Genomic DNA, 26,584 nt, shown 5'->3' on the forward strand with positions numbered 1-26,584 from the left:
CTGATAGCGAGTGGGATTACTTATGACTGTCGTCACCGTCCGACGAGTCACCAGTCGGGTTCGACGAAGTGCTCGCGTCGGTGGCAGTTCGCACAGAGGATGGTACATCGGGCTACCTCTGCCCGGACGGCCTCGTACGGCCTCCCGTCCGCGAGCAGTTCGGCGACCGTCTCCTGCTTCTCCCCCTCGTGATGGCAGTCGAGCGCGACGGGGGCGTCCTCGTCACACCGAGCGCAGCCGCGAGTCGTCTTGTGCGTGTGGACCCAGCCGCGGAGCCCTTCGGTGGCTACGTCGTGGTGTTCCCGACGGTGACAGTTCGCACACAGGACCGCGCAGGCGGTCAGTTCCTCTCGAAGTCGGTCCCTGCCGTACCCGTGTGTAATGAGCTCTCCGACGGCCCGCTCCTTCTCGTCCGGCGCCTGATGATGGAGGTCGAGACAGGCCGGGTCGTCCTCGCCACAGTCCCGGCAGCCACGTTGGGCCTTCCGTTCGTTGACCCAGGCACGGAGCCGTGCGCGCCGGTCGAGTGTCCGCTGGAGGTTCCGCTCGGGATTCCGGTAGTGCCAGCGCTGATCAACCGACATCGACGTCCACTCCCGGTCGGTCACGTCAACATCGTCGGGCTTTGGGCCAACCCGCTCCCCTGTAGATGGGGCCGTTTCCAGCCCAGCCGCCCTCTTCGCGTCGTTCCAGCCCCCGATCTGCCTAATTATCGTCCCTGACGCTGGCTGCAATCCGAGACTCTCGTATTGTGCCTTTGTCGGCGATTCATCTAACCGTTCGGCCGCCTCCCACAGCGCGTCGATACATTCCTCCGGTGTCGTCGCCATACGGCTGGTTCCCTCGGTATTACAGATAAGTTCGGTTCAACCGCGGTGGAACTGAACCGCTACTCCGTCCGCGCGAACGCGAGCTGCCCGGAGATGTTCTCGATGTAGACATCGACTACGTCGCCCTCCTGGGTGCCGGGGACGAAGACGGTGTAGCCGCCGCGCTTGGCGACGCCGTCGCCCTTGCGGCCGGTGTCGGTGATCTCGACGGTGTAACGGCCGCCCTTCTCGACGGCGTCGGCCTGCTGCTGGTCCGTGGAGCGGCGCTTCGAGACGGGACGGAAGGCCCCGCACGCCTCACAGCGGAGCATCATCGTGCCGTCCTCGGTGGCCAGCCGGGTGTCGGGGAGGCCACACTCCGAGCAGCGGACGTACTCCTCGACGTAGTCGCTGACGGCGGCGTCGAAATCGTCGCCGTCGAAGCGACCGTTGTAGCGGCCGACGCCCTCGGTGAGCTGGCCGGCCGTCGCGAGTGCGCGCTGGACGAACGAGTGGACGTGGTCGGTCTCGCGGTTCAGGGCGTCGGCGACGGCGTCGAGGTTCGTGAAGCGGGTGAACGCGCCGTCGGCCTGCGCGTGGGGATCGGGGACGGAGAGGCGGGCGCCTTCGGTGCTCCGCTCCGGGAGCGCGTCGAGCGCGCGGGTGAGTGAGGTGTCGTAGTCCATGCGATGTGGAGCCGGCCGGAACGTATACGCGTTCCGTGTTCCGGCGGCGCTCGCGGCGGTTCCCGATGTCGGCGGGGGGGAGCGCGGCCGCCCCGGGCCGCCGCGATGGGCGCGGACAGAACGGTTTTGCTCGTCGCGCGCGACCATCGGACGATGGTTGACGACCAGCCGACTGACCGCGAGGTCGCGTGTTTCGAGGCGGGCGTGAAGTTCGGGACGCTCTACCACCAGTTCGCGGGGACGCCGCTGTCGCCCGACAGCGCCGACTCGCTGGCCCGGGCGATGGAGGAGAGCATCGAGAACCAGCCCCACTGCGAGGCGGTGGATGTCGACCCCCGCGACGAGGCGCTCGCCGCCGCGCTGGCCGACGGGTCGGCCGACTACACCGAGTGGACCGGCGAGTTCGCCAGGGTCCGGATGCGCATCGGGTACGAGGACGTCACCGTCCGGACGGGGATGGAGATGCACGACGGCTACCCGCTGATGGCCGTCGAGTCCGTCACCGAGGAGGAGTAGTCGCCGGATCGGTGTCGGAACTCCAGTGGGCGAATAGCGAGGATAACTCGATAGCAGTCCGGTTACCCGGCCGTCCGGGACGGTCACGCTCCCGGGTGTGCCCCGACGCCCCGTGCCGTGTCATGGCGTGCCGGACAGGTGTTGCCATCGCGGAAGAGTTTAATACCATCTCGCTCGGTGTATTGGGTATGATGACGGATGCGCCCGTATGCTCGGCCGTGCCGAGTGCTGGGTGCCGTCCCGCCGCCGTCCGACGACCGCGACGGGCCGTTTAGGCCCATTTCTCCTCTCCTCACCTGATGACCGCATCGCCCCACAGCACCGCTCGTGCCGCCCGGCCGCTCGGTGCCCGGGGAGACCGAACCACCCATCACACACCGCACACACCACACACCCATGACACACGACACGGTCGCGCTCGCGTTCTCCGGCGGGCTCGACACCACCGTCTGCGTTCCGCTGCTGCAGGAGGAGTACGGCTACGACGAGGTAATCGGCGTCACCGTCGACGTCGGGCAGCCCGAGGCGGAGTTCGCGGAGGCCCGCGAGACCGCCGAGGCGCTCGACCTCGAACACCACGTCGTCGACGCACAGGACGAGTTCGCGGCGCTCTGCATGCGCGCGGTCAAGGCCAACGCCACCTACCAGGGCTACCCGCTCGGCACGGCGCTCGCGCGCCCGGTCATCGCGTCGGCCATCCTCCAGGTGGCCGAGGACGCGGGCTGTACCGGCATCGCCCACGGCTGCACCGGGAAGGGCAACGACCAGCTCCGGTTCGAGGCGGTCTGGCGCGACTCGGATCTGGAGGTCATCGCGCCGGTCCGGGAGCTGGGGCTGACCCGCGAGTGGGAGCAGGAGTACGCCGCCGAGCGCGACCTTCCGGTCGAGGGGGGTGACGGCGGCGCCTACTCCATCGACACGAACCTCTGGAGCCGCTCCGTCGAGGGGAGCGAGCTGGAGGAACCGGGGTACGTCCCCGGCGAGGAGATCTACGAGTGGACGACGGCGCCGAGCGGCGAGACGCGGGAACTGGAGCTCACCTTCGAGGCGGGCGAGCCCGTCGCGCTCGACGGCGAGGAGCTGGACGCGGTGACGCTCATCGAGCGGCTCAACGACGTGGCCGGCGCCCACGGCGTCGGCCGGACGGACGTGATGGAGGACCGCATGCTCGGGCTGAAGGTGCGCGAGAACTACGAGCACCCGGCCGCGACGGTCCTGCTGAACGCCCACGAGGCCCTCGAATCGCTCGTCCTGACGACGGAGGAGCGCCAGTACAAGAACGGGATCGACCAGGAGTGGGCCGAGAAGGGGTACCAGGGCCTCGTCGACGCCCCGCTCGTCCGCGCGCTGGAGGGGTTCATCGACGAGACCCAGGCCCGCGTCACCGGTACCGTCACGGTCCGCCTGGAGGGCGGCCAGGCGCGCCCCGTCGGGCGGACGAGCCCGTACGCGGTCTACTCCGCGGAGGCCGCCTCGTTCAACACGGAGGACGTCACCGGCGGCATCGAGCAGGCCGACGCCACCGGGGTCGCCAAGTACCACGGCTTCCAGGAGCGGCTCTCGAACCGCGTGACAGAGGCCACCGACGCCTCCCGTCCCGACATCGGGGCCGACGACGACTGAGATGCCCGGACGCGAGCAGGGGACCGACGGGGACGAGCCGGCCGCCGACGGGAGCGGCGACGGTGAGGACGTCGTCCGCCGCGAGCGGTTCAGCGGCGGCCCCGCCCGCACGTTCCTCTCCTCGCTCGCGCAGGACGAGCGCATCTTCGAGGCCGACCTCGCGGTCGACCGCGCGCACACGGTGATGCTCGCCGAACAGGGGATCATCACCGACGACGAGGCGAGCGAGGTCCTCGGCGCGCTCGCCGACGTGGAGGCTGCCGGCCACGGTGCGCTCGACGGCGGCGAGGACGTCCACGCGGCCATCGAGACGGCCGTCATCGAGCGGGTCGGCCCGGTCGGCGGGAAGATGCACACCGCCCGCTCGCGCAACGACGAGGTGGCGACCTGCATCCGCTACCGGCTCCGCGCGGACCTGCTCGACGCCGTCGAGGCGACGCTCGCGGCCCGCGACGCGCTGCTGGCCGTCGCCGAGGCCGAGCGCGAGACGCTCGCGCCCGGCTACACACATCTCCAGCCCGCCCAGCCGACGACGGTGGGTCACTGGCTGGCCGCCTACGAGGGCGCGCTGGCCCGGGACACCGGGCGACTGCTGGACGCGTTCGACCGCGTCAACCGCTCGCCGCTGGGCGGGGCCGCCTTCGGCGGCACGCCGTTCGACGTCGACCGCGAGCGGACCGCCGCCCTGCTCGGTTTCGACGGGCTCGTCGAAAACAGCATGGACGCCGCGTCGGCGCGGGACTTCCTGCTGGAGGCGACGGGGGCGCTCGCGACGCTGGCGACGCACTGCTCCGGGCTGGCCGAGGACTTCGTCCTCTTCGCCAACCGCTCGCTCGTCGCGCTGGACGACGACTACGCCTCGACCTCCTCCATCATGCCCCAGAAGAAGAACCCGGACACGCTGGAGCTGGTCCGTGCGGTCGCGGGCGACGCCGCCGGGGACCTGCAGGCGATCCTGACGAGCTTGAAGGGGCTCCCCCGTGCGTACAACCGCGACCTCCAGCGGGTCCACCCGCACGCGTTCGATGCCGTCGACGCGGTGCTCCCCGCGGTGGAGGTGACGGCGGGGGCCGTGACCACGGCCGACTGGAACGAGGCCGCGCTCGCCGCGGCCGCCGGCGAGGGGTTCGCGACGGCGACCGGCGTCGCGGACCTGCTGGCGATGGGTGGCGTCCCGTTCCGGACCGCCCACGAGCTGGTCGCGGCGGCCGCCGAGCGCGCCGGCGACCCGGCGGCCGCCGACGAGCAGTACGCGGCGGTCGAGGCGGCCGCCGGGGAGGCACTCGATGCGCCGCTCGCCGACTACGTCGACCCGGACGAGCTACGCCGGGCGCTGGACCCGGCCGCGAGCGTGGCGATGCGTGACTCCCGTGGCGGCCCCGCCCCCGAGGCGATGGACGCGCACCTCGACCGCGCGGCCGGGGCCCTCGCCGCGGACCGCGAGGCGCTGGACGGCCGCCGCGCGCGACTCGACGACGCGGCCGACGACCTGGCCGAGGCGGTGATCGACCGTGTCTGAACCGTGCCAGACCGGGTCCCCGGTGTGGTCGCGCTGGAAGCAGCCGCGCTGGGCCCGGCGCCGCCGGCGCCTACGACGACCGCCATTCGTAACAGAATTCTGATACCGAGCCCGGAACCGGTTTCTCGAACGCGCTGCGGCCCATCAGCGGGTAGTGCGATTATATCAACTGTGTTACAGGTTCGACATGCTTAAGTGGCCGAGGCCGCGACGTAGAGGTACAATGGTAGACTGTCCCGAGTGCGGGGCCGGCGTGGACCTGCACGACGACCTCGAGGTCGGAGAGATCGTCGACTGTGCGACCTGTGGTGCCGAGCTCGAAGTGATCGGGGAGGGCCCGGTCGACCTGGACACGGCGCCCGAACTGGAGGAGGACTGGGGGGAGTAAGATGGCCGTGCCCGGCGCGGTCTCCGGGGTCGACACGCTCCCCCGGCGTGGGCGCGCCGGGCGGCCGACTCCGCGGCCCGCGAGCCCGAACGGAGGTGTCCGGCCGTGAACGTGGGGATGCTCTACTCGCGCATCCGGCGCGACGAGAAGCTCCTGCTCTCGGAGCTGCGCGACCGCGGCCACGAGACCGAGAAGATCGACGTCCGCAAGGAGCATTTCGACGTGCACGAGGCCCCCGACGCGTTCGAGGGGGTCGACCTCGTGCTGGACCGGTGTCTCGCGACCAGTCGGTCGCGCTACGCCACCGAGTTCGTCGCCCACTACGACGTCCCCGTGGTGAACCACCCCCGGACGGCGGCCATCTGCGCGGACAAGGCCCGGAACAGTCTCGTCCTCGCCGAGGCCGGCGTACCGACCCCGCGGACGACGGTCGCGTTCACGAAGGAGTCCGCGCTGGAGGCCATCGAGAACTTCGGCTACCCCTGCGTGCTCAAGCCCGTCGTCGGGAGCTGGGGCCGGCTGATGGCCAAGATCGACTCCCGGAACGCCGCCGAGGCCATCCTCGAGCACAAGGAGACGCTGGGCCACTACGAGCACAAGGTGTTCTACATCCAGGAGTTCGTCGAGAAGCCGGGCCGTGACATGCGCGTGCTCGCCACCGACGGCGAGCCGGTCGCGGCGATGGCCCGCTCCTCGGAGCACTGGCTCACGAACGCGGCCAAGGGCGCGACCACCGAGTCCATCGCGGTGACCGACGAGATGCGCGACCTCGTCGAGCGCGCCTCCGAGGCCGTCGGCGGCGGCCTCCTCGGGGTGGACCTGATGGAGACCGGTGATGAGTTCACGGTCCACGAGGTGAACCACACGGTCGAGTTCAAAGCGCTCGACGAGGTGACGGCGGTGGACGTGCCCGCGACGGTCGTCGACTGGCTGGAGGCGAAGGCGGCCGAGACGCCGGAGGCCCCGACGTGACGACCACCGCCAGCGTGGTCGGCGGGACGGGATTCACCGGCGGGGAGCTGCTCCGCCTGCTCGACGGCCACCCGGAGTTCGCGGTCGTGCAGGCCACCTCCCGCTCGGAGGCCAACAAGACCGTCGGCGGCGTCCACCCGAACCTGCGCCACATGAATCTGCGGTTCTCGGACCCCGAAGACCTCGACTCCGTGGACGTCCTGTTCGCCTGCACCCCACACGGCGTCTCCATGGAGCGGATCGACCGCTTCCGCGACGCCGCGGGCACCGTCGTCGACCTCTCGGCGGACTTCCGGCTCCCAGCCGCGGAGTACTACGACGACCACTACGACGGCCACGACCGACCCGAACTGCTGGCCGAGGCCGAGTACGCCCTGCCGGAACTCAACCGCGAGAACCTGCCCGGCGCCGACCTCGTCGCGGCGGGCGGCTGCAACGCCACCGCCACCATCGTCGGCCTGCTCCCGCTGTTCGGGCACGATATCCTGTCGGGCGGCGAGCGCATCGTCGTCGACGTGAAGGTCGGCTCCAGCGAGGGCGGTGCCGGCGGCGGCGCGGCCGCCTCACACGCCGAGCGCTCCGGCGTCGTCCGCCCGTACGCGCCCACGGGCCACCGCCACGAGGCCGAGATCGAGGCGTACCTCGGGACGAGCGTCTCCTTCACCGTCCACGCCGTCGACATGATCCGCGGCGCGAGCGCCACCTGCCACGTCTTCCCCGACGACCCCGTCTCGAAGGGTGATATGTGGGGGGCCTACCGCGGCCAGTACGAGGACGAGCCGTTCGTCCGCATGGCCTCCGGTGGGGGCGGTGTGTACCGGTATCCGGAGCCGAAGGCCGTCGCCGGGTCGAACGTCGCCGAGGTCGGCTTCGAGGTCGACCCACCGAACGAGCGGCTGGTCGTCTTCTCGGCCATCGACAACATGATGAAGGGCTCCGCGGGGCAGGCCGTGCACGCGGCCAACGTCGCGCTGGGGTTCGAGGAGACGACCGGGCTGGCAGCGACCGGGTTCCATCCCATCGGCTCGCCGTGACGTGATCTGATTACACGTTGAACTACTCGATAATGACGCAGATTACCGACGCAGGAACGAACCTTTCGATGTATCAACTGACCAGCAGCTGTAGGAAGCCCCGGCGCGCTGCGGTCGCGCGACTCGCTGCGGTCCTCAGGGTCCGGGCGTGCGGCGGGTTCGCTTCGCTCACCCGCCGTTCCGGGCGTTCCCTGCGATCCTTGCGTCGTCGTGCTTCCCGCAGTGCCCCGCCCCTTCCGTTCCCACCCGTAGTTGACCAGCGGCGCGGCGCCCGAGCGGCTGATTCACGGCGCGGCGCCCCCGCCAGCACGGTGTGTGTTCCCGGAGGTGGGGCGGCGTGAGCGTCGACGAGTACGATCGCGTCGTCGTGAAGATCGGCGGCGCGAAGGCCGTCGAGCCCGAGGGGGCGCTTGCGGACATCGCGTCGCTGGTCGACGGGTCGGCTCGGAGCGCCGACGAACGGTCGAGCGGGGAGCGCAGCGACCCGCGAGAGGAGGGCGTCGAGCTGGTCGTGGTCCACGGCGGCTCCACGGCCGTCGACGAGGCGCTCGAACGGATGGGGATGGAGCCCGAGTACGTCGAGACCCCGTCGGGCGTGGTCGGCCGGTTCACCGACGCCGAGACGATGGACGTGTTCAAGATGGCCATGGCCGGGCAGGTGAACACGGACCTCGTGACGGGGCTGCGGAACGCCGGCGCGGACGCCGTTGGCCTCTCGGGCGTCGATGGCGGCCTGCTGACGGGCGCCCGCAAGTCCGCCGTCCGGGTCGTCGAGGACGGAAAGCGGAAGATCCGGCGCGGCGACCACTCCGGGCGCATCGGGTCGGTGAACGCCGCCCTGCTGGAGACGCTGCTGGCCGACGGCTACACGCCGGTCGCGTCACCGCCGATGCTGGCCGACGGCGGCGTCGACGGGCAGAGCCCGTCTGCGGACGGGACGGAGTCCCGCTACGTCGCGGTCAACACGGACGCCGACCGCGCCAGCGCCGCGGTGGCGGGCGCGCTCGGCGCGACGCTCGTCTCGCTCACCGACGTCGAGGGCGTCTACGCGGACCCCGAGGACCCGAACACGCGCATCGAGCGCGTCACGACCCCCGGGGAATACGAGGCCCTCACCGACGCCGCGGAGGGGTTCATGAGCCGGAAGGTGATGGCCGCGACGGAGGCGCTCGAAGGGGGCGCCCCGGAGGTCGTCGTCGCCTCCGCGAACGCCGACGAGCCGGTACGGACCGCGCTGGAGGGTGAGGGCACGCACGTCCTCGCGAGCGCGCTTCCGGAGGCGGAATCATGATGATGTGCTCGCTGCCCCTCGCTGTGAGCACACACCGTGCTGGCACGGGCGCCGCCCCGCTGGGCAGGCTACCGGGTGGGACCGAAAGGGGCTGGCGGCTGCGGGAAGCACGGCGACGTAGGCAGCGGGGGAGCAGAGTTCCCCCGAGCGAACGGCAAAGCCGTGAGCACCGCAGGGAGAGAGCGAAGCGAGCGACCGAGGCGTGCAGCGAGCCGTGCGACCGCAGCCGCCAGGGGCTTTCTGCCAGTTCCCCCCGTTGCAATGGTCGTTTCGTAGTCACTCCCGGAACGAAGGCCCGGAACTTCGTCTCGCAGCACTCGTACGGACCGACAGGTTCGATAGTGCAGGACTACCAGGAAAGCCAATGACAGGGTTCGTCTTCTCAGAGAAGCCCATCCGCATCGAGCGCGGCGAGGGGGTCCACCTCTACGATTCCGCCGGGACGGAGTATCTCGACTTCGGCGCCAGCTACGCCTGCACTCCCGTCGGGCACTGCCACCCGGAGGTCGTCGACGCGGCCACCTCGCAGCTGGAGCGGCTCATGTACGTCCAGGCGTCGTATCCGAACGACGCCCGCGACGCGCTGTACGAGACGCTCGCGGACTGTGGCCCCGGCGACGCCGACTACGTCTGGCTCTGCAACTCCGGGACGGAGGCCAACGAGGCCGCGCTGAAGTTCGCCCGCTCGGCGACGGGTCGACAGAAGATCGTCGCCACGACGCGCGGGTTCCACGGCCGGACGATGGGGGCCCTCGCCGCGACGTGGAAGGACAAGTACAAGAAGCCGTTCGAGCCGCTGGCGGGCGGCGTCGAGTTCGTCGAGTACGGCGACCCCGACGCGATGCGCGAGGCCGTCGACGAGGAGACGGCCGCGGTCATCATCGAGCCGCTGCAGGGCGAGGGCGGCATCAACCCCGTCGACACGGGCTACCTGCAGGCCGTCCGGGTCGCGACGGCTACCAGCGGGGCCGCGATGGTCATGGACGAGATTCAGACCGGTCTCGGCCGGACGGGTCACATGTGGGCCAGCGACCGGCACGACGTCGTTCCCGACATCCTGACGACGGCGAAGGGGCTGGGCAGCGGCCTCCCCATCGGCGCCACGCTCTGCCGGGAGTGGATCGCCGAGGAGTCGGGCGACCACGGGTCGACGTTCTCCGGCGGGCCCGTCGTCTCGGCGGCCGCCGGCACCACGCTGGAGGTGCTCCAGCGCGAGGGGATCCCGGCCCACGCCGCCGAGATGGGGGACTACCTGATGGGTAAGGTGGAGTCCCGCCTCGGCGACGAGGTGCGCGACATCCGCGGGCACGGGTTGATGATCGGTATCGAGGTGAAGCGGGGGGCCAACCGGGTGCTTCGCGACCTCGCCATCGAGCACGACATCCTGGCGCTGCCGGCCGGGCGGACCGTGCTGCGGCTGCTGCCGCCGCTGGTCATCGAGCGCGAGCACGCCGACCGCGTCGTCGACGCGCTGGAGGCGATCATGAGATGAGCGATGCCGCCGAGCCGGCCGTCGATCCGACGCCGTCGGTCGGGCGGGACGAGACGGCGCGTGACCTGCTCGAACGGGTCGTCGCCACGCCCTCGCCGAGCGGCGAGGAGGAAGCGGCGGCGGCCGAGCTGGTCGACTTCTTCGAGGCCCACGGCCGCGAGGCCTGGCTCGACGGAATCGGTAACGTCCGCGCGCCCGCGGACGACTCGTTACTGCTCACCTCCCACATCGACACCGTCCCGGGCGACATCCCGGTTCGTGTCGAGTCCGGCGACGACGGCGACGTGCTATGGGGCCGCGGGAGCGTCGACGCGAAGGGGCCGTTGTGTGCGATGGCCGTCGCCGCCGTCCGGGCCGGTGTCTCCTTCGTCGGCGTCGTCGGCGAGGAGGTCGACTCCCGGGGGGCCCACCACCTCGTCGAGCACCGCGACGCGCCGGGAGCGGTCATCAACGGCGAGCCGTCGGGCTGGGACGGTATCACGCTCGGCTACCGCGGGCTGACCGCAGGCCGGTACGTCCACACCTCCGAGTCCGGCCACTCCTCCCGCGAGGCGGCCAACGCTATCCAGTCGGCCATCCGCTGGTGGTCGCGGGTGGAGGACCGCTACGAGACCGACGAGTACGAGCCGGTGTTCGAGCAGGTGACGACCAAGCCCGTCGCGGTCGACGGGGGTCTCACCGACGACGGGCTCTCCGTCGAGACGACGATGGCCGTCCAGCTCCGGGTGCCGCCATCGCTGACCGTCGACGACGTCCAGGAGCGGGTCGTCGCGGAGCTGGACGGCGGCGCGGTCAACTGGTACGACAGGGTGCCCCCGGTGATGGTCTCGCCCCGGACCGAGGTGGCGCGGGCGTTCCGCGTCGCCATCCGCGACGTGGGCGGGGACCCGCGGCTGCTGCGCAAGACCGGCACCAGCGACATGAACGTCCTCGCCGACGCCTGGGACTGCCCCATCGCGACCTACGGCCCCGGCGACTCGGACCTGGACCACGCGCCGAACGAACACCTCCCGCTGCGCGATCTCGACCGCGCCGTCGCGGTCCTCGAACGCGTCGCGGACGACCTCACCGAGACCGATGACTGATCCACGCCATTTCGTCGACATCGACGACCTGACGGCCGAGGAACTGCACACCGTCCTGACCCGCGCGACCGACCTGAAGGAGCGCGAGCGGCGCGGCAAACACCACCCGCTCCTCTCCGGACAGACGCTGGGGATGGTCTTCGAGAAGCCCTCCACCCGGACCCGGGTCTCCTTCGAGACGGGGATGACACAGCTCGGCGGGTACGCGGTGTTCCTCGGCCCGGACGACATCCATCTGGGGCACGGCGAGCCGGTCAAGGACACGGCCCGCGCGCTGTCGCGGTACGTGGACCTGCTGATGGCCCGCGTGTTCGACCACGCCGACGTCCAGGAGCTCGCCGAGTACGCCACCGTCCCCGTGGTCAACGGGCTGACCGACGACGCCCACCCCTGCCAGACGCTGGCGGACCTCCTCACCATCCGCGAGCAGTTCGGCGACTTCGAGACGCCGCGGGTCGTGTGGGTCGGCGACGGTAACAACGTCGCCCAGTCGCTCGTGCTCGGCGCGGCGATGGTCGACCTCGACCTGACCGTCGCGACCCCGCCGGAGTACGACATCGACGACGCCGTCCTCGACCGGGCCGCCGAGCTGGGGACGCCGCCCGAGACCACGACCGACCCCCGGGCCGCCACCGAGGGTGCCGACATCGTCTACACGGACGTCTGGGTCAGCATGGGGGAGGAGGACGAGCGGGCGGCGAAACTGGAGCGGTTCCAGCGTGGCGGCTTCCGGGTGGACGCGGACCTGCTCGGCCCGGATACCCGGGTGATGCACTGTCTCCCTGCCCACCGGGGGGAGGAGATCACCGACGAGGTGATGGAGTCCGACCGGGCGCTGGTCTGGGACCAGGCCGAGAACCGGCTCCACGCCCAGAAGGGGCTGCTGACCTGGCTGGACTGAGCCGGGGTCAGTCGTCGCTCGACGCCCCCGCGAGCGGCGGCCCCGCCTCGGGGTCGCCGCGGGCCGCGGCCTCCAGCCGCCGGAGCGGTCCGGGTCGGGCGACGGCGTACAGCGTGTCGCCGGCGGCGAGCGCCCGGTCGCGCGAGGGGATGGCCTCGACGGTGCCGCCGACGGGCCGGATGGCGGCGACCGCCGGGGCGATGGTGCCGACCGTCAGCCCGACCAGCGGGCTCCCCTCCGCGACGGTCGCGACGCCCATCGTCTCCTCGGCGGTCCGCAGGAGCGAGGCGAACTCGCGGTCGGCCCGCGGGCTCGTCGGGAGCGTGACGAGTCGGTAGCGCGTCGTGTCGTCCAGCCGGTCGGTCTCGGCCTCGTCGACGGCCAGCGTCACGACGTCGCCGGCGCTGCCCCGGAACTCCGCGGCGGTCACGCGCTCGGGGTCGTCGTCCTCGCCGCCGGGCCGATACAGCCGCACCACGTCGCCGGCCCGGGCGGCGTCGGCGGGGTCGGCACGGACCGACACCGCGGCGGTCCCGGGCGGGAGCGACGGGCCGATGCCGGCCTCACGGGCCCCGAGCGCGAGGTAGGAGACGGTCCCCGTCTCGTCGAGGTCGATGTCCACGTGGCCGACGCCGTGGTCCGTCTTGAGCCGCCCGACGAGCCGCTTGCGGAGCTCCTCGACGGTCAGTCGGCGCGGGAAGACCAGCGTCGCGCCCGCGATGTCGGCCTTCGTCTCCGGCGGGACCGGGTCGTACCCCTCCATGTCCGCGACCGACTCGGGGAGGTCGACCGTGACGACGCGGCCGACGGCCTGGACGACCCGCGAGACCTCGCCCTCGGCGCGGTCGGCGCCGGTCAGCGCGAACGCGCCGGTACCGGGGTAGTTTTGTCGACCGGGAGCGACCCGGGGCTATGAGCGGTGTCGACGACGAACCGGACGAGGCCCGCGAGCCGGGCCGCCGGGCCGGCCGGTCGCTGTTCCGGGTTCGCGCCGCGGTCGGCCTCGTCACCGTCGTCGCCCTCCTCTCGGTGATCACCGGCATCGTGAACATCGGCAGCCCGGCGACCGGCGGGCCACTATCGGCGTACGTCCCGGGGTCGGTCGAGCGGGCGTTCGGCTTCACCGGCGCGCTCACAGGGTTCGTCCTGCTGGCCACCTCCGCCGGACTCCGGCGGGGGGTCCGCGCGGCCTGGTCCCTCGCCGTCGTCCTGCTTCCGGTGACGGCGCTCCAGGGGCTGGTCGGCTCCACCGCCATCGCGGTCGCCGGGCGGACGCTGCCGGTGGCGGCACCGCTCGTCGCGCTGTCCGTGCTATCGCTGCTCGGACTGCTACTCAACTACCGCGCGTTCGACCGGGCGTTCGACGTCAGCACGTCCCAGCTGGCGGCGCTTTCGGCCATCGTCGGCTCGCTGGTCTACGGCACCGTCGGCACGTTCGCGCTGCGGGAGAGCTTCGAGGGCGTCGACTCCCTGACCGACGCCCTCTACTTCGCGCTGGTCACGGCATCGACCGTCGGCTACGGTGACGTGACGCCGGCCACGGAGACCGCCAGGCTGTTCGCCCTGAGCGCGCTCGTCATCGGGACCGCGTCGTTCGCGGTCGCGCTGGGGACGCTGCTGACGCCGGCCATCGAGGCCCGCCTCGCCGAGGCACTGGGAACTATGAGCGACTCACAACTGGAACTGCTGGACGACCACGTCATCGTGGTCGGATTCAGCGACATGACGGAACCGATCATCGAGGAACTGGGCGACGTGCCGTTCGTCGTCATCACCCGCGACGAGGAGAAGGCCCGGCGGCTCCGGGACCGGGACGCGGAGGTCATCGTGGCGGACCCGTCCGACGAGGAGCCGCTCCGGCGGGTCGGGATCGGCCGCGCCCGCGCACTGGTCGCTGCGACCGACGACGACGCACAGGACGCTCTCGCGGTGCTCACCGCCCGCGAACTCAACCCCGGCCTGAACATCGTCGCCGCCGTCACCGAGCGACAGAACGAGAGGAAGCTGAAGCGGGCCGGCGCCGACACCGTCCTCTCGCCGGCTGTCATCGGCGGTCACCTGCTCGTCCAGTCCGCGCTCGGCGAGGCCGGCATGGAGGAGTTCGCCGCGCACATCCTGGCGGCTCCCGACGAGGAGGCCCTGGCGCCGGACCACCCCGACGAGGCGGCGGCCTCGGACGGAGGCGAGTCGGACGCAGCCGACCGGGGTGGTCCCGAATCTGCTGACGAACGAGGCGATTGATTCCGCTATCGCCCGGTTTCGAACGCTATATCCGATACTGTCGGTGAACATGGCGGTTCGTCCGGAACCCGCGGTCGAAGCTCATCGCCCGATATCGAACTCGGCGAAGACCTCGTCGATGTCGTCGACGAACTCCCGGAGCATCGCGCGGTCGACGTGGGGCATCAGCACGACACGGGCCTCGTCGCGACCGGTGCGCGAGAGCCGCCAGCCCCGGTCCCGGAGCGTGTCCATGAGGCGGTCGGGCATGTCCGCCGCGACGATGGGGAGGACCGGCGGGACGACATCGAAGCCGCGGGCCCGGAGCTTCGCGGTGAGCCACTCGGCGTCGGCCTGGGACTCGTAGTACTGCTCCCGGTAGCCGTCCGGCCAGAGCGCCTCCATCGCGGCCACGGCGGAGGCGACGCCCGCACCGGAGCGGGTGCCGGTGAGCGTCACCTGCGAGGTGGACTCGAGATACGGCGTGTCGATGGCGAGCTCGTCCAGCAGTTCGGGCCCCCGCGCGAGCAGGCCGCCCGCGGGCACCGCGGCCTGGCCCAGCTTGTGCGGGTCGATGGTCATCGTGTCGATGTCGGCGGAGGCGAAGTTCCAGTCGAAGCTGGTGAACGGGAGGACGAAGCCGCCCCAGGCGGCGTCGACGTGGCAGAGCGCCCCCACGTCATCGGCGAGATCGGCCAGCGCCGGGATGTCGTCGACGCGGCCGTACTCCGTCGAGCCGGCGACCCCGACGACGGCGACGGTGTCCTCGTCGATCTGCTCCTTGACCGCCTCCAGGTTGGCGGTGTAGTCCGACAGCGGCGCGGTCCGGAGTTCGACGCCCAGCACGTCGGCGGCCTTCCAGAACGAGAAGTGCGCGTGCTGGGGGACGACGACGTTCGGCGTGCGGGTGTCGGTCTCGAAGCGGTTGCGGGCGATGCGGACGGCCTGGATGTTGGCCTCGGTGCCGCCGGAGGCGACGTAGCCCGCGACGTCGGGGAGCCCGACGACCCCGCCGAGCAGGTCGACGGCCCGTCGCTCCAGCGACGCGACGGTCTCGTAGGTCCCCGGGTCGCCCGGGTTCGTCGCGAGGAACCGCTCGGCCGCATCCCTGGCCGCGGGGTGTGGCCGGGTACACATCGACGAGAGAACGCGCCCGAAGTCCTGTGGGTTCCGTTCGACCCGCTGCATCTACCCCGGAACGAGTGGAGGCGTTGGCTTAGGTATTGCGCCACGGACTGACGGGAGTTATCGGCGGCCGTCGATGGTGGCCCGCGACCCCGGGCCGTGAGCGTCCGACCGTCGCGTCAGCCGTTCCGGTTGCGGAGCGCCTCGCCGGTCCAGTCGGGCTGGGAGACGCTCGGGGCGTCCAGCCGCTGGGTCTCGTAGCCGATGCGGAACGTCCGGACCTCCCCGCGAAGCTCGTAGGAGCCCTCCGCCACGAAGGTGTGGATGCGGCCCTGCGAGTCCACCACGAACCGGGCCTCGTACGCCTCGACCTGGCTCCGGTTCACCGGCAGCGCGTTGGCGTCAGCCGGGGGCGTCGTCGTCTCGAAGACGGTCAGGGTCCGGCCGTCCTCCTCCCGGGTCTCGGCGGCGGTCGCCGCCGAGCCGTTGAGGTAGGTACCGAGCAGCGCGGCGCCGGAGAGGCTCCGCATCGGCGCCGCCTGGTCCCGGACCTGGTAGCGGGTCGTGTTCCCGACCTGGCCGCGGGTCACCCAGACCGACCGGTTGCCCCAGTGGTCGAACCGGACGAAGCCGCTGCCGCCCCCGTTGACCGTCCGGTACTGGTACTCGCCGCCACCGGCCTCGACGACGGTCTGCTGACTGCGCTGGACGTCGGTGACCCGGTCCTGCTGGACGACGGTGGCGTTGACCCGAACACGGTTCTCGAAGCCGGCATCGACGAGCCCCTGCTGGTGGGCGGCCAGGAGCGCCGTGGTGTTCGTCACTTCGCCGTCCTCGACGCCGGGGAGGGCACTGCCCGTGGCGCCGTCGCCGCCGTCGCTGCCGTCGCCGCCATCACCGCCGTCTCCGAGCGCGAGCCCGTTGCAGCCGGCGGTCACGAGCAACAGGGCGAGCGCCAGCGCCGCGAGCGAGGACCGTTGCATGGCTCCCGGTCGGCGATGACGGGGTAAAAGCCTCGTGGGTCGTGGTCGCGACGCGGCTCAGCGGACGGAGTCCAGCAGCAGCTGCTGCTCGATGCGCTTGACCTCGTGCTGGACGTCGCGAACGGCGTCGATGTTGGCCGAGATGGAGGAGACGCCCTCGTTGACGAGGAAGCGGGCCATCTCCGGCTTGGAGCCGGCCTGCCCGCAGATGGATGTCGCCACGTCGTGCTCGCGGCAGGTCCCGATGACCCCCGCGATGAGCTCCAGCACGGCCGGGTGGAGCTCGTCGAACTGGTCGGCGACGTTGCCGTTGTTCCGGTCGACCGCCAGCGTGTACTGGGTGAGGTCGTTCGTCCCAAAGGAGGCGAAGTCGATGCCCTGCTCGATCATCGACTCGACGGTGAGCGCGGCGGCGGGCGTCTCGACCATCACGCCCCAGTCGCGCTTCTCCGTGTCGATGCCGGCCTCCTCCATCAGCGTCCGCGCCCGGCGGACGTCCTCGCCGTCGTTGACCAGCGGGAGCATCAGTTCGACGTTGTCGTAGCCCATGTCCCAGAGCCGGCGGAACGCTTCCAGCTCGTGGGCGAACACGTCCGGCCGGTCGAGCGAGCGCCGGATGCCCCGGTAGCCCAGCATCGGGTTGTGCTCGTGCGGTTCGTCCTCGCCGCCCTCCAGCTGGCGGAACTCGTCGGTCGGGGCGTCCAGGGTGCGGACCCGCACCGGACGGGGGTAGAACTCGTCGGCCACGCCCCGGACGCCGCGGATGATCTCGTCGACGTAGGCGTCCTCGCCGTGGTTCTCGATGTAGTGTTCGGGCGTCTCGTTCGTCGAGAGGATCATATGCTCCATCCGGAGCAGCCCGACGCCGTCGGCGCCGGTCTGGGCGGCGCGCTCGGCCGCCTCCGGGATGGAGACGTTCACCTTGATCTCCGTCGCCGTCATCGGTTTCACCGGGTTCTGCGGGCGGACCTCGTCCAGACGGTCCTCCTTGGTGGTCTCCTCGTCGGCGGTGCCCTCGGAGATGGTCCCCCTGTCACCGTCGATGGTGACGAGCTGGCCGTCGCCGAGGACCTTGCTCCCGGTGCCCGTCCCGACGACGGCGGGGACGCCGAGTTCCCGGGAGACGATGGCCGCGTGGCTCGTCATCCCGCCCTCGTCGGTCACGATGCCGGCGGCCCGTTTCATCGCGGGGACCATGTCCGGCGTGGTCATCTCCGTGACGATGATGTCGCCCTCGCCGACCTTGTCGAGGCCGTCGAGCTTGCGGACGATACGGGCCGCCCCGCTCACGATGCCGGGTGAGGCGCCGACCCCCTTCAGCAGGACGTCGTCGCTGTCGCCGCTCCCGTCGCTCACGGCCGCGTCGGCGCCGGCCCCGGCTCCGGCGTCGCTGATGGTCGTGATGGGCCGGGACTGGAGCATGTAGACGTCCCCGCCCGTGATCGCCCACTCGATGTCCTGGGGGTCACCGTAGTGGTCCTCGGCGCGCTTGCCGAGGTTGATGAGGGCCTCGACCTCCGGCTCGTCGAGCACCTGGGCCTCGCGCAACTCCTCGTCGACCTCGCGCTCTATCGTCTTCCCCGTCTCGGGGTCCTTCTCCATCATCGTCTTCTTGTCCGCGATGGTGGCGTCGAGTATCTCGCCGGTCTCGCGGTCGATGACGTAGTTGTCGGGGGAGACGGAGCCGGAGACGACGGCCTCGCCCAGCCCCCACGCGGCCTCGATGATGATCTTCGGCTCGCCGGTCGAGGGGTGGCTGGTGAACATGACGCCGGACTTCTCGGCGTCGACCATCCGCTGGACGACCACCGCGATGTCGACGATGTCGTGGGCGAACCCCTGCTCCTGTCGGTAGTAGATCGCCCGCTGGGTGAACAGCGAGGCCCAGCACCGCTTCACGCGGTCGACCAGGTCCTCGCCGGTGATGTTGAGGAACGTCTCCTGCTGTCCGGCGAACGAGGCGTCCGGGAGGTCCTCCGCGGTAGCCGAGGAGCGGACGGCGACGAACGCCTCGCCGTCGTCGAGGTCGGCGTAGGTGTCGACGATTCCCTGCCGGATGTGCTCGGGCATCTCCGTCTCCAGGATGAGCTCCTTGGCGTGGGCCTCGGCCTCCGCGAGGGCCGTGGAGTCCTCGGTGTCCACGTCGACGGCCGCGAACAGCTCCTCGTCGATACCGGTCGACTCGATGAACTCGCGGTAGGTGCCCGCGGTCACGACGAACCCCGGCGGCACCGGGAGGCCGGCGGCGGTCATCTCCCCGAGGGAGGCGCCCTTGCCGCCGACGGAGTCGAGGTCCTCAGCCCCGATCTCGTCGAGCCAGAGTACTGCCATTACCGGACGAACCGCTACGCCGACAAAGAAGGTTCCGAACCACGCCGCGAGGGGCAATTCTTACCATGCCAGTGACCAGTGCCGTCCCGCACCGAGGCCGGTCCTCGCCCGCGTTCCCCTCAGAACGGTACCAGCCGCGGGACAGCGATGCCGGCCGCGGCCAGCCCGACGAACGACAGCAGCAGGTACAGCAGGAGGACGAGGACGTTGCGCTTGTGCGTTCCGGGGGCCATCCCGGGGATCAGGGACGTGACGGGTGGTCTGGGCATGCTTCCCTCCATCGTCCCACCGGTCAGCCGCTACCTCCTTCGGTTTCCGGCGTGGATGCCACCGTGGGCATCGCCGTCTCGGTGGACATCACGGCCGTATCGGAATCGCCGACGAACTGGCTTTGCGCCTCTTTGTCGCCTGTCTTCCTCTTGAACCATGGTTTCCCCTGACCCCGCCCCTATTACAAACTATATTAACATCTGATATAAAGTCTCGGAATAATCAATATACAAACAGGTTTTCCCGCTGTACGCTCTCTCAGCCGGTCCTCAGGGTACCGAAGGAGTGTACAACCTGGGGCTGTGTCCCGTTCCGGTGCCGAGCGACCCCGGCGTAACCCCCGCGACTTATCCGTGTCTGTCCCGACCATCGAACGTATGGGCTTTGGCAGCTACGACGAGTCCGAGCAGGAGAACCAGCAGCAATCCACCGACGACGAGGACGTGGAGGCGGTCGACGTCCACGAGCACGAGCACGATGGCGAGGTCAGCTTCGAGAACAACGCCGGAACGGACGAGCTCATAGACCGGCTCCAGGACATGAAGGACGACGACGAGGAGGAGTAACCTCGCGGCGACCCCTGCTCGGCCCGCCCGATTCGCCCCGGCTCACTACGCACGTCTCCTGCTGCAGTCACCCCTGAGAGCCCGTCCCCGGCAGCGACGCGGCCCACTGGCAGTCCCCGGCCCTACGCCTCGATGATGTCGTCCTCCTCGACGGAGGGGACCGCGATCTCCCCGTCGAGCGCCACGACGGCCTCGCCGCCGACGCGGACGCGGCCCGCCGTGGTCGCATCGCTCGCGTCCACCCGGACCAGGCCGTCCCGGTCGACGAAGTGGCCCTGCTCGAACAGCATCGTCTCCGGGGTGGGGTCGAGCGCGCCGAACCGGTCGAGGTAGGCCCCGCAGGCGCCCGACGCCGTGCCGGTGACGGGGTCCTCGGGTACGCCCGCGCCGGGCGCGAACATCCGGGCGTGAAGCGTCGACTCGGCGTCCAGCGTGTCGAAGGTGAACGCGTAGACGCCGGCGCAGTCGTGTTCATCGGTCAGCGCCTCGATGGCGGCCATGTCCGGCTCCATCCCGCTCAGATCAGCCAGGTACTCCACCGGAATCATCAGGAACGGGAGCCCGGTCGTTGCCCGCGCCAGCGGCAGATCCTCGGAGAGCCCCCGGAGCCCCTCGACCCGGGTCCCGAGCGCGTCGGCGACGGCCTCGTAGCCGAGGGCGTCGAGTTCGCGGATCTCCGGCGGGTTCTGGGTCATCCACACCGTCCCGCCGTCCACCTCGATGTCGAGGACGCCGACGTTCGTCTCCAGGCTGTGGCTCCCGTCCCCGATGTGGCCGTCCGCCGCGAGCAGCGCGTGCGAGGCGACCGTCGCGTGCCCGCAGAGGTCCACCTCCTGAGTGGGCGTGAAGTAGCGGACCCGGCGGTCGGCTTCGTCGCTGTGGAGGAGGAAGGCCGTCTCGCTGGCCCCCAACTCGGCCGCGATGGCCTGTAACTGCTCGTCGGCGAGGCCGCTCGCGTCCGGGAGCACCCCGGCCGCGTTACCCGTCAGCGGCTCGTCGGTGAACGCGTCGACCAGCAGGGCGCGTCTGGTGTCGTGGTCGGTCATACCCACCGGGACGGGCCGGCCCCGGAAAACTCCGGGTGGTCGCCAGCGGGTGCGTGGCACGGGCCGGGGAGACTGCCGTGGGCGACCTGTCGGGCAGCCGTGAGGGTGCCGATCAGGGCGACCACGGTACTCCCGCTCCGTACGGATGGGCGTTCGACCGCTCCATCCGGATGCTGGACTGCACAGCCGCCGAGTGCGGCATCAGCGTTGAGCGGGTGGACGCACGCGACACGTCCGAACCGTGCGCCTCGTCCGGGAGCACCGACGACAGTCAGCGCGTCGAGCGGGGCTGTCCGTCTGTGAGGGGTGTGGACTGGTCGCCGACGTTGGCGTGAACGGAGCCGCGAACGTTCGACGGACGGTACTCCCGGATCTCGCCTGTGACCGGGGGGTGGATAAGGGTCGGATGGCACAGCCAGGGTGTGCCCCCTCGACGAAGCCACGGGGCACGTCGCCCCACAGGAGCAGGCTCACCACGAACCGTCGTATCCCGACGCTCGGGAACCCGCGCCGTTCACGACGCGGCGGACGTCATCCGGCGTCCTACCGGCGACAATCATATACTGCCGGCATCGAAAGCCAGGGTATGAGCCAGGGTTCGACGGCCACGGGGGGACGGTGGTCATGGCAGTGGTCGGCGACGTTCGCCGTGATGTTCGGGTATTTCGCCGGTGCGATGCTCTGGGTCGGCGGATTCCGAATCCCTGCTGCACTGGTGGGAATCCCCGCGACAGTTCTCGGGATGTACGTCCTCTCATCGGGACGACCGTAGCCCCGTTCAGAACGAGACAGCGTGTGCGCGGGGTCTCCGTCGTCCCGTTCCACGATAGACGGACGCTCCGTATCGTTCAGTACAGTGCCCGTGTTGGGGACGTGAGCGAGCGGACGAGGGGTATGACAACCGTTCCATGACACCCCGTGTCCGGATACGGCCACTCGGGTAGGAAACGAATACGTTCTACAGCGGCATCGGGTCGCCGGACCCCTCGTCCCCGCCGGCACCGCGGGCGGAGGCGAGCATCTCGGAGACGGGTTGCTGGTAGTCGTAGCCCGGGACGACGCCCTCCATGTAGGTGCCCTCGACGAACTCGGCGAACGCCTTGGCGATGGCAGCGGCGCGGTCGGGGTCGCCCCATTCGAAGCTGTAGGTGACGACGGCGTCGTCGGCCTCCTCGGTCACGTCGAGGTCGGTGTCGACGGAGTCACGCACCGCGCCGGGGGCGTCCTCCAGCCGGAGCGCGAAGGTGTCGAACCAGCCCTCCTCGACGGCCGGGCCGACGGCGTCGGCGGTGACCGCCGAGAGCATCGGAGCCCGGACCTCGAGTTCGTATGTGAGGGCCCATTCCGTCTCGGAGTCGTCGCGGGCGGTGGTGGTGGCGTCGAAGCGGGTCGTGGTCAGGACGAAGGCGGGGCCACCCGCCGCCCGCTCGTAGGCATCGTGGGCGTCGAACGCGCGGGCCGCCGCGGCCGGGAGCTCGTCGGGCATCAACGAACAGTTGGGCACCGAGGATAAAGAGCGCGTCGGGAGGCGCTGGCGGCCCTGACACGGGCTCTACAGCTACCTCGGTCCGACGCCCTGACTCAGCGGCCCCTCGGCGCCCCCGCGTCCAGCAGGAGCGCGGCCCCGAGCACGACCGCGAGTAGCTCCAGAGCCGCCGCGTCCCCGTCGTCGATCGGAACCCCCGACCGACGCCGACCCTCGTAGACCAGGAAGTATCGCCGGTCGCCGCCGTCGGTCGGGACGGCGACGATGCGGCCCTCGTCCAGCGGCGTCCCGGACGTCCCGGTTCCGGTCTCGACGGTCCCTCGGACCGGCTCCCGTGCGTCCGCCACGTCGACGGCCACGTCCTCGAGTACCTTCCGTGGCGGCACTCGCTCCAGTCCGAGGACGTAGCTGCCGCCCCGCTCCCCGGCGTACGCGCTCGTCCGCTCGTAGACGTGGCTCTCCGCCCCGAAGGCGACGTACCGCTCGACGCCGAGCTGGGGGTTGCCGCTCCCCGCGCGGAGCGGTGGATAGTCGACCGTCCGGGAGCCGTTCAGCAGGCTCGCCTCGTGGACGCAGGGTCGGTCCGGACGGTTGGTTGCGAAGCAGTCGATCCCATCGACCCCGTCGGATGGGAGCCGGGAGCCGTTCGCGAAGCCGAGCGTGCCGCTCTCAGTGGTCAACAGGGTGGCACGATACTCGTAGGTCGGGGCGGACAGCGCGAGGGCGGGCCCCCAGACCGGAGCCGCCAGGAGTGCGAGGGCCAGAGCTATCCGGCCGACGTACCGGGGGGAGGGCATACCGGTGCGACGGACCCCCGTCGGTATCAAACCAGTGGACCCGGCCTTCCGGACGAGGGTTCCGTGGCGAATCCTTATGCCTCGGGTCGCCCAATCGATAGTATGTCCCTCCCCGTCCTCCCGGCACAGACCGGGGGCGTCGTCGGTGGCATCGTCACGTTGGTCATCCTGGCCATCGCCATCGTCGCCGTCTACAAGTCCGTCGTCATCGTGCAGGCCTACGAGCGGAAGGTGTGGACACTGTTCGGACAGTACCGGGGGATCAAGGAGCCCGGCATCTCGTTCATCCCGCCGTTCGTCTCGGCGACCTACGCGTTCGATATGCGAACACAGACCCTCGACGTGCCCCGACAGGAGGCGATCACGCGGGACAACTCGCCGGTGACGGCCGACGCCGTCGTCTACATCAAGGTGATGGACGCGAAGAAGGCGTTCCTGGAGGTCGATGACTACAAGCGGGCGGTTTCGAACCTCGCACAGACCACGCTCCGGGCGGTGCTTGGCGACATGGAGCTGGACGATACGCTGAACAAGCGCGGCGAGATCAACGCCCGCATCCGGAAGGAACTCGACGAGCCCACCGACGAGTGGGGCGTCCGGGTCGAGTCCGTCGAGGTCCGCGAGGTCAATCCCTCGCAGGACGTCCAGCAGGCGATGGAGCAGCAGACCTCCGCCGAGCGCCGCCGTCGTGCCATGATCCTCGAGGCGCAGGGTGAGCGACGCTCCGCGGTCGAGAAGGCCGAGGGTGACAAGCAGTCCGACATCATCCGGGCCCAGGGGGAGAAGCAGAGCCAGATCCTCGAGGCGCAGGGTGACTCCATCTCGACGGTGCTCCGTGCGAAGTCCGCCGAGTCGATGGGCGAGCGCGCGGTCATCGAGCGCGGGATGGAGACGCTCGAGTCCATCGGCCAGGGCGAGTCCTCCACGTTCGTCCTGCCCCAGGAGCTCACCTCGCTGGTCGGCCGCTACGGCAAGCATCTGACCGGCAGCGACGTGCAGGCCGACGGCGAGGAGCTTGATGCACTGGAGTTCGACGCCGAGACCCGCGAGCTGCTCGGGCTGGACGACATCGAGGAGATCCTCGGCCAGATCGAGCAGGAGACGGAGATGGACGTCGAGCAGATGGAGGCCCAGGCCCAGGCCATCAAGGAGGGGGAGGACCCCACCGACATCCGTGACCCGGACGAGGTCATCCAGGAGATGGACGCCGAGGAGCCCGACATCGACGTGGGCGCGGGCGACAACACGGGCGCGGCGACCTCGTCCCGGGACGGCGAGGGCGACACCGACGCCGAGCGCGGGCGGGAGGCGGAGACGGAGTGAACGCGCGGTTCGACGGCCACGTATAGGGGGCCGTAGACTGACGCCGACGGTCTTTTATCCCAGGTCGCGTACTCTCGAGTATGGGAGAGGAGTCGGTCGACGAGGAGAAGCGGGCCACCCTCCGCCGGTTCGCCGCGGTCGGCGCCGGCGGGCCGTTGGCCCGTCTCGCCGGCTCCGACGCGGACACCCCGGACGACACGTCGAGCGACGTCCCCGCGGCCATCCGTGGCTACCTCGCGACGACGCCGGGCGCGCACTTCTCGAAGCTCCGCGACGACCTCCGGCTGGGGACCGGGGAGGCGCAGTACCACCTCCGCGAGCTGGCCGAGCGTGACGCCGTCGAGTCCTGGAAGGACGGGGACTACCGGCGCTACGTCCCGGCCGGCCGGTTCTCGGACTTCGAGCGCCGGGCGCTCGGCTACCTCCGCCGGGACACCGCCCGCGGGCTGGTGGTGGGGTTGCTCAAGAACCCGGACGCGACCGGGACGGAGCTGGCCGCCCGGCTGGACGTCTCCGCGCCGACAGTAAGCAAGCACGCCGCCGCGCTGGCCGACGCCGGCCTGCTGGACCGGTCGGACGGTTACGCGCTGACCCGGCCGGAGACGACGCTCCTGTTGCTGGTCCGGTTCGCCGACTCGTTCGGGGCCGACGCGGTCGCGCTCGCGGCCGAGGCCGACGACCTCGTGGCGTACCGCGACTGACCCGACTCAGATAGTGACCTTCCAGGTCGTGCCGGAGGAGTAGCCCCACTTCTCGATCTCGAATGGTGCGGCCTCGCGGACGGCCCGCATGTTCGCCCCGACCTCCTTGGCGCTCATGTCGAGCGCCTCGCCGATGCCGCGTGATTTGAAGTAGTCCGTCCCGTCGGCCTCGCGTTCGAGGTGGTCGACGATGCGGCGCTGTTTCTCGTTCAGTCCGGACGCCTCCGCGGTCTCGCCCGTCGACGCTGCCGTCGCGCTCATACCACCACGGAGTGGCGACACCGGCATAGGGGGTTTGGTACGGTGGGCTAATCAGGCAGTAACGGGCCACTTAGCCGAACGAACCGGGAGTACTCGAACACGACTGGCCCCCCGAGCGTTCGTCACGGCGCGTCGGTTGGTACGGCCGGGAAACCGGCAGCGGCTCAGTAGATGAGCTCGTCGTCGTTCTCGATCATGTACAGCGCCCGGGCGGCGATGTTGACGGCGTGGTCGCCGACGCGTTCGAGGTCGCGGATGGTGAGCAGCAGCCGGGAGACGTCGTCCATCAGGGCGTTCACGTCCGTGTCGACGGGGCCGTCAAGCTCCGTCTCGATGAGGTTCCGGACGACCCCGTCGGAGGCGTGTTCACAGGAGGCGTCGACCTCGTCGTCGAGGCGGGCGACCGCGCGACAGCGGTCGACGTCCTCGTCGGCGTAGGCCCGCATCGCGTCCTCGACCATCCCCAGCACGGCGTCGCCGATACCCTGGACGTCGACGTCGGGGTAGCGCTCCTCGCCGGCCTCCAGGGTGTAGTCGCCGATGTTGGTGGCGAGGTCGGCGATGCGCTCGAGGTCGGTGATGATCTTGAACGAGGCGGCGATGAAGCGGAGGTCGCTGGCGACCGGCTGCTGCAGCGCGAGCAGGTCAATGCAGTCCTGTTCGAGGTCGAGGTAGAGCTCGTTGATCTCGCCGTCGCCCTCGATGACGTCCCAGGCGGTGTCCTCGTCGCGCTGCTCCAGCGCCGACAGCGCCGTCCGGAACCGCTCGGTGACGACCTCGCTCATGTAGAGGACGTCCTCGCGGAGCTGCTCCAACTGCGCCCGGTAGCTCTCCCTGGTCATGGTGACACGCACCCGATGCAGCGGAATAGGTATTGCGACCGGTCGGTCGCCCGTCAGACGCCGATGAGCCCCCGGAGCGGGCCGAGTAGCCCCAGGAACCAGAGCGCGGCCACGACGACGGCGGCGATGATGGTGACGCGGATGGCCATTCTGAGGACGAACCGGACCACCACGACCGCCAGCAGGACCAGTATCAGTGCACCGATAATTCCGACGGGGGAGGCGATGACACCGAGCTGGAGCGGTGCGAGCACGGGGAGCATGCCAGAGGGCAACGATGGCGCCACGTGTAAGCGTACCGACCGTCCGAGCCACTG

General features: G+C 70.5%; 28 protein-coding genes and 1 pseudogene. 15 read left to right on the forward strand and 14 right to left on the reverse strand.

Annotation, left to right across the window (positions count from 1 at the left end; genetic code table 11):
- Positions 1 to 47 precede the first annotated feature (47 nt).
- From DP107_RS16265 to DP107_RS16270, 3 genes and pseudogenes are all read right to left on the reverse strand, one after another.
- Positions 48 to 584: a hypothetical protein gene (locus DP107_RS16265; RefSeq protein WP_238330912.1), complete on the reverse strand. Its 537-nt coding sequence runs from the start codon at positions 582 to 584 to the stop codon at positions 48 to 50.
- An 87-nt stretch (positions 585 to 671) separates the two neighbouring features.
- Positions 672 to 830, reverse strand: a pseudogene (locus tag DP107_RS20890) (homing endonuclease associated repeat-containing protein); the annotation flags it as partial.
- 59 nt (positions 831 to 889) lie between these two features.
- Complete coding sequence (locus DP107_RS16270; protein ID WP_144263192.1) at positions 890 to 1,495, reverse strand: translation initiation factor IF-2 subunit beta; 606 nt, start codon at positions 1,493 to 1,495, stop codon at positions 890 to 892.
- A 153-nt stretch (positions 1,496 to 1,648) separates the two neighbouring features.
- Between DP107_RS16270 and DP107_RS16275 the strand changes: the two genes are divergently transcribed.
- The 10 genes from DP107_RS16275 to argF all read left to right on the forward strand — a co-directional run bounded on the left by DP107_RS16275 (position 1,649) and on the right by argF (position 12,316).
- Complete coding sequence (locus DP107_RS16275) at positions 1,649 to 2,011, forward strand: dihydroneopterin aldolase family protein (RefSeq protein WP_144263193.1); 363 nt, start codon at positions 1,649 to 1,651, stop codon at positions 2,009 to 2,011.
- 396 nt (positions 2,012 to 2,407) lie between these two features.
- Positions 2,408 to 3,634 carry an argininosuccinate synthase gene (locus DP107_RS16280; RefSeq protein ID WP_144263194.1) on the forward strand — a complete coding sequence of 409 codons (1,227 nt, stop codon included), beginning with the start codon at positions 2,408 to 2,410 and terminating at the stop codon, positions 3,632 to 3,634.
- A 1-nt stretch (position 3,635) separates the two neighbouring features.
- Positions 3,636 to 5,153: an argininosuccinate lyase gene (argH, locus tag DP107_RS16285; protein ID WP_144263195.1), complete on the forward strand. Its 1,518-nt coding sequence runs from the start codon at positions 3,636 to 3,638 to the stop codon at positions 5,151 to 5,153.
- Positions 5,154 to 5,376: 223 nt separating this feature from the next.
- Positions 5,377 to 5,541, forward strand: coding sequence for a lysine biosynthesis protein LysW (gene lysW, locus DP107_RS16290; protein WP_144263196.1), 165 nt, complete (start codon positions 5,377 to 5,379; stop codon positions 5,539 to 5,541).
- Positions 5,542 to 5,646: 105 nt separating this feature from the next.
- Positions 5,647 to 6,513, forward strand: coding sequence for a lysine biosynthesis protein LysX (gene lysX, locus DP107_RS16295; protein ID WP_144263197.1), 867 nt, complete (start codon positions 5,647 to 5,649; stop codon positions 6,511 to 6,513).
- Positions 6,510 to 7,547 (forward strand): N-acetyl-gamma-glutamyl-phosphate reductase, encoded by a 1,038-nt coding sequence (argC, locus tag DP107_RS16300; protein WP_144263198.1) that lies wholly within the window; start codon positions 6,510 to 6,512, stop codon positions 7,545 to 7,547. Before lysX ends, argC begins: the two co-directional genes overlap by 4 nt.
- A 337-nt stretch (positions 7,548 to 7,884) precedes the next feature.
- On the forward strand, positions 7,885 to 8,838 hold the full coding sequence (locus tag DP107_RS16305) for an acetylglutamate/acetylaminoadipate kinase (protein WP_144263199.1): 954 nt from the start codon (positions 7,885 to 7,887) through the stop codon (positions 8,836 to 8,838).
- Positions 8,839 to 9,202: 364 nt separating this feature from the next.
- Positions 9,203 to 10,330 carry an aspartate aminotransferase family protein gene (locus DP107_RS16310; RefSeq protein WP_144263200.1) on the forward strand — a complete coding sequence of 376 codons (1,128 nt, stop codon included), beginning with the start codon at positions 9,203 to 9,205 and terminating at the stop codon, positions 10,328 to 10,330.
- A complete protein-coding gene (locus tag DP107_RS16315; protein ID WP_144263201.1) occupies positions 10,327 to 11,415 on the forward strand; it encodes a [LysW]-lysine hydrolase in 1,089 nt (362 codons plus the stop codon). The genes DP107_RS16310 and DP107_RS16315 overlap by 4 nt, the downstream gene beginning before the upstream one ends.
- A complete protein-coding gene (gene argF / locus DP107_RS16320) occupies positions 11,408 to 12,316 on the forward strand; it encodes an ornithine carbamoyltransferase (protein WP_144263202.1) in 909 nt (302 codons plus the stop codon). Before DP107_RS16315 ends, argF begins: the two co-directional genes overlap by 8 nt.
- Before the next feature lie 7 nt (positions 12,317 to 12,323).
- Here argF and DP107_RS16325 read toward each other — a convergent pair whose 3' ends face one another.
- Positions 12,324 to 13,079: a TrkA C-terminal domain-containing protein gene (locus DP107_RS16325; RefSeq protein ID WP_144263203.1), complete on the reverse strand. Its 756-nt coding sequence runs from the start codon at positions 13,077 to 13,079 to the stop codon at positions 12,324 to 12,326.
- A 149-nt stretch (positions 13,080 to 13,228) separates the two neighbouring features.
- Here DP107_RS16325 and DP107_RS16330 point away from each other — a divergent pair, with 149 nt between their 5' ends.
- On the forward strand, positions 13,229 to 14,557 hold the full coding sequence (locus tag DP107_RS16330; protein WP_144263204.1) for an NAD-binding protein: 1,329 nt from the start codon (positions 13,229 to 13,231) through the stop codon (positions 14,555 to 14,557).
- Between the two features lie 81 nt (positions 14,558 to 14,638).
- Here the strand turns inward: DP107_RS16330 and mfnA are convergent, their stop codons facing one another.
- The 4 genes from mfnA to DP107_RS20255 form a co-directional block, all read right to left on the reverse strand.
- Positions 14,639 to 15,724, reverse strand: coding sequence for a tyrosine decarboxylase MfnA (mfnA, locus tag DP107_RS16335; protein WP_144263205.1), 1,086 nt, complete (start codon positions 15,722 to 15,724; stop codon positions 14,639 to 14,641).
- 116 nt (positions 15,725 to 15,840) lie between these two features.
- Entirely contained in the window at positions 15,841 to 16,644 is an 804-nt protein-coding gene (locus DP107_RS16340; protein WP_144263206.1) for a DUF7537 family lipoprotein, read from the reverse strand.
- Positions 16,645 to 16,701: 57 nt separating this feature from the next.
- A complete protein-coding gene (gene ppsA, locus DP107_RS16345; RefSeq protein ID WP_144263207.1) occupies positions 16,702 to 18,975 on the reverse strand; it encodes a phosphoenolpyruvate synthase in 2,274 nt (757 codons plus the stop codon).
- 119 nt (positions 18,976 to 19,094) lie between these two features.
- Positions 19,095 to 19,244: a hypothetical protein gene (locus DP107_RS20255; protein ID WP_185977357.1), complete on the reverse strand. Its 150-nt coding sequence runs from the start codon at positions 19,242 to 19,244 to the stop codon at positions 19,095 to 19,097.
- A gap of 378 nt (positions 19,245 to 19,622) precedes the next feature.
- On the opposite strand from DP107_RS20255, the gene DP107_RS16350 reads away from it, so the two are divergent.
- A complete protein-coding gene (locus DP107_RS16350; RefSeq protein WP_144263208.1) occupies positions 19,623 to 19,811 on the forward strand; it encodes a DUF5786 family protein in 189 nt (62 codons plus the stop codon).
- Between the two features lie 122 nt (positions 19,812 to 19,933).
- On the opposite strand, the gene DP107_RS16355 is transcribed toward DP107_RS16350, so the two are convergent.
- On the reverse strand, positions 19,934 to 20,857 hold the full coding sequence (locus DP107_RS16355; protein ID WP_144263209.1) for a PhzF family phenazine biosynthesis protein: 924 nt from the start codon (positions 20,855 to 20,857) through the stop codon (positions 19,934 to 19,936).
- 77 nt (positions 20,858 to 20,934) lie between these two features.
- Between DP107_RS16355 and DP107_RS20260 the strand changes: the two genes are divergently transcribed.
- Entirely contained in the window at positions 20,935 to 21,192 is a 258-nt protein-coding gene (locus tag DP107_RS20260; RefSeq protein WP_185977358.1) for a hypothetical protein, read from the forward strand.
- Positions 21,193 to 21,815: 623 nt separating this feature from the next.
- Here the strand turns inward: DP107_RS20260 and DP107_RS16370 are convergent.
- The gene (locus DP107_RS16370) at positions 21,816 to 22,343 is read right to left on the reverse strand and encodes a DUF5813 family protein (protein ID WP_144263211.1); all 528 of its coding nucleotides are present in this window, start codon (positions 22,341 to 22,343) and stop codon (positions 21,816 to 21,818) included.
- Positions 22,344 to 22,438: 95 nt separating this feature from the next.
- Positions 22,439 to 23,140 carry a hypothetical protein gene (locus DP107_RS16375; protein ID WP_144263212.1) on the reverse strand — a complete coding sequence of 234 codons (702 nt, stop codon included), beginning with the start codon at positions 23,138 to 23,140 and terminating at the stop codon, positions 22,439 to 22,441.
- 102 nt (positions 23,141 to 23,242) lie between these two features.
- Between DP107_RS16375 and DP107_RS16380 the strand changes: the two genes are divergently transcribed.
- Together DP107_RS16380 and DP107_RS16385 are read left to right on the forward strand one after the other, a co-directional pair.
- Positions 23,243 to 24,463 (forward strand): SPFH domain-containing protein, encoded by a 1,221-nt coding sequence (locus DP107_RS16380; protein ID WP_144263213.1) that lies wholly within the window; start codon positions 23,243 to 23,245, stop codon positions 24,461 to 24,463.
- 80 nt (positions 24,464 to 24,543) lie between these two features.
- Positions 24,544 to 25,164, forward strand: coding sequence for a winged helix-turn-helix transcriptional regulator (locus DP107_RS16385; protein WP_144263214.1), 621 nt, complete (start codon positions 24,544 to 24,546; stop codon positions 25,162 to 25,164).
- A 6-nt stretch (positions 25,165 to 25,170) separates the two neighbouring features.
- Here the strand turns inward: DP107_RS16385 and DP107_RS16390 are convergent, their stop codons facing one another.
- From DP107_RS16390 to DP107_RS16400, 3 genes are all read right to left on the reverse strand, one after another.
- Entirely contained in the window at positions 25,171 to 25,425 is a 255-nt protein-coding gene (locus tag DP107_RS16390; RefSeq protein WP_144263215.1) for a DUF7123 family protein, read from the reverse strand.
- Positions 25,426 to 25,589: 164 nt separating this feature from the next.
- Positions 25,590 to 26,267 carry a phosphate signaling complex protein PhoU gene (phoU, locus tag DP107_RS16395; protein WP_144263216.1) on the reverse strand — a complete coding sequence of 226 codons (678 nt, stop codon included), beginning with the start codon at positions 26,265 to 26,267 and terminating at the stop codon, positions 25,590 to 25,592.
- A gap of 53 nt (positions 26,268 to 26,320) precedes the next feature.
- The gene (locus tag DP107_RS16400; RefSeq protein WP_144263217.1) at positions 26,321 to 26,530 is read right to left on the reverse strand and encodes a hypothetical protein; all 210 of its coding nucleotides are present in this window, start codon (positions 26,528 to 26,530) and stop codon (positions 26,321 to 26,323) included.
- Between the last annotated feature and the right edge of the window lie 54 nt (positions 26,531 to 26,584).

It is taken from the genome of Haloglomus irregulare (assembly GCF_007421925.1).
GTDB lineage: Archaea > Halobacteriota > Halobacteria > Halobacteriales > Haloarculaceae > Haloglomus > Haloglomus irregulare.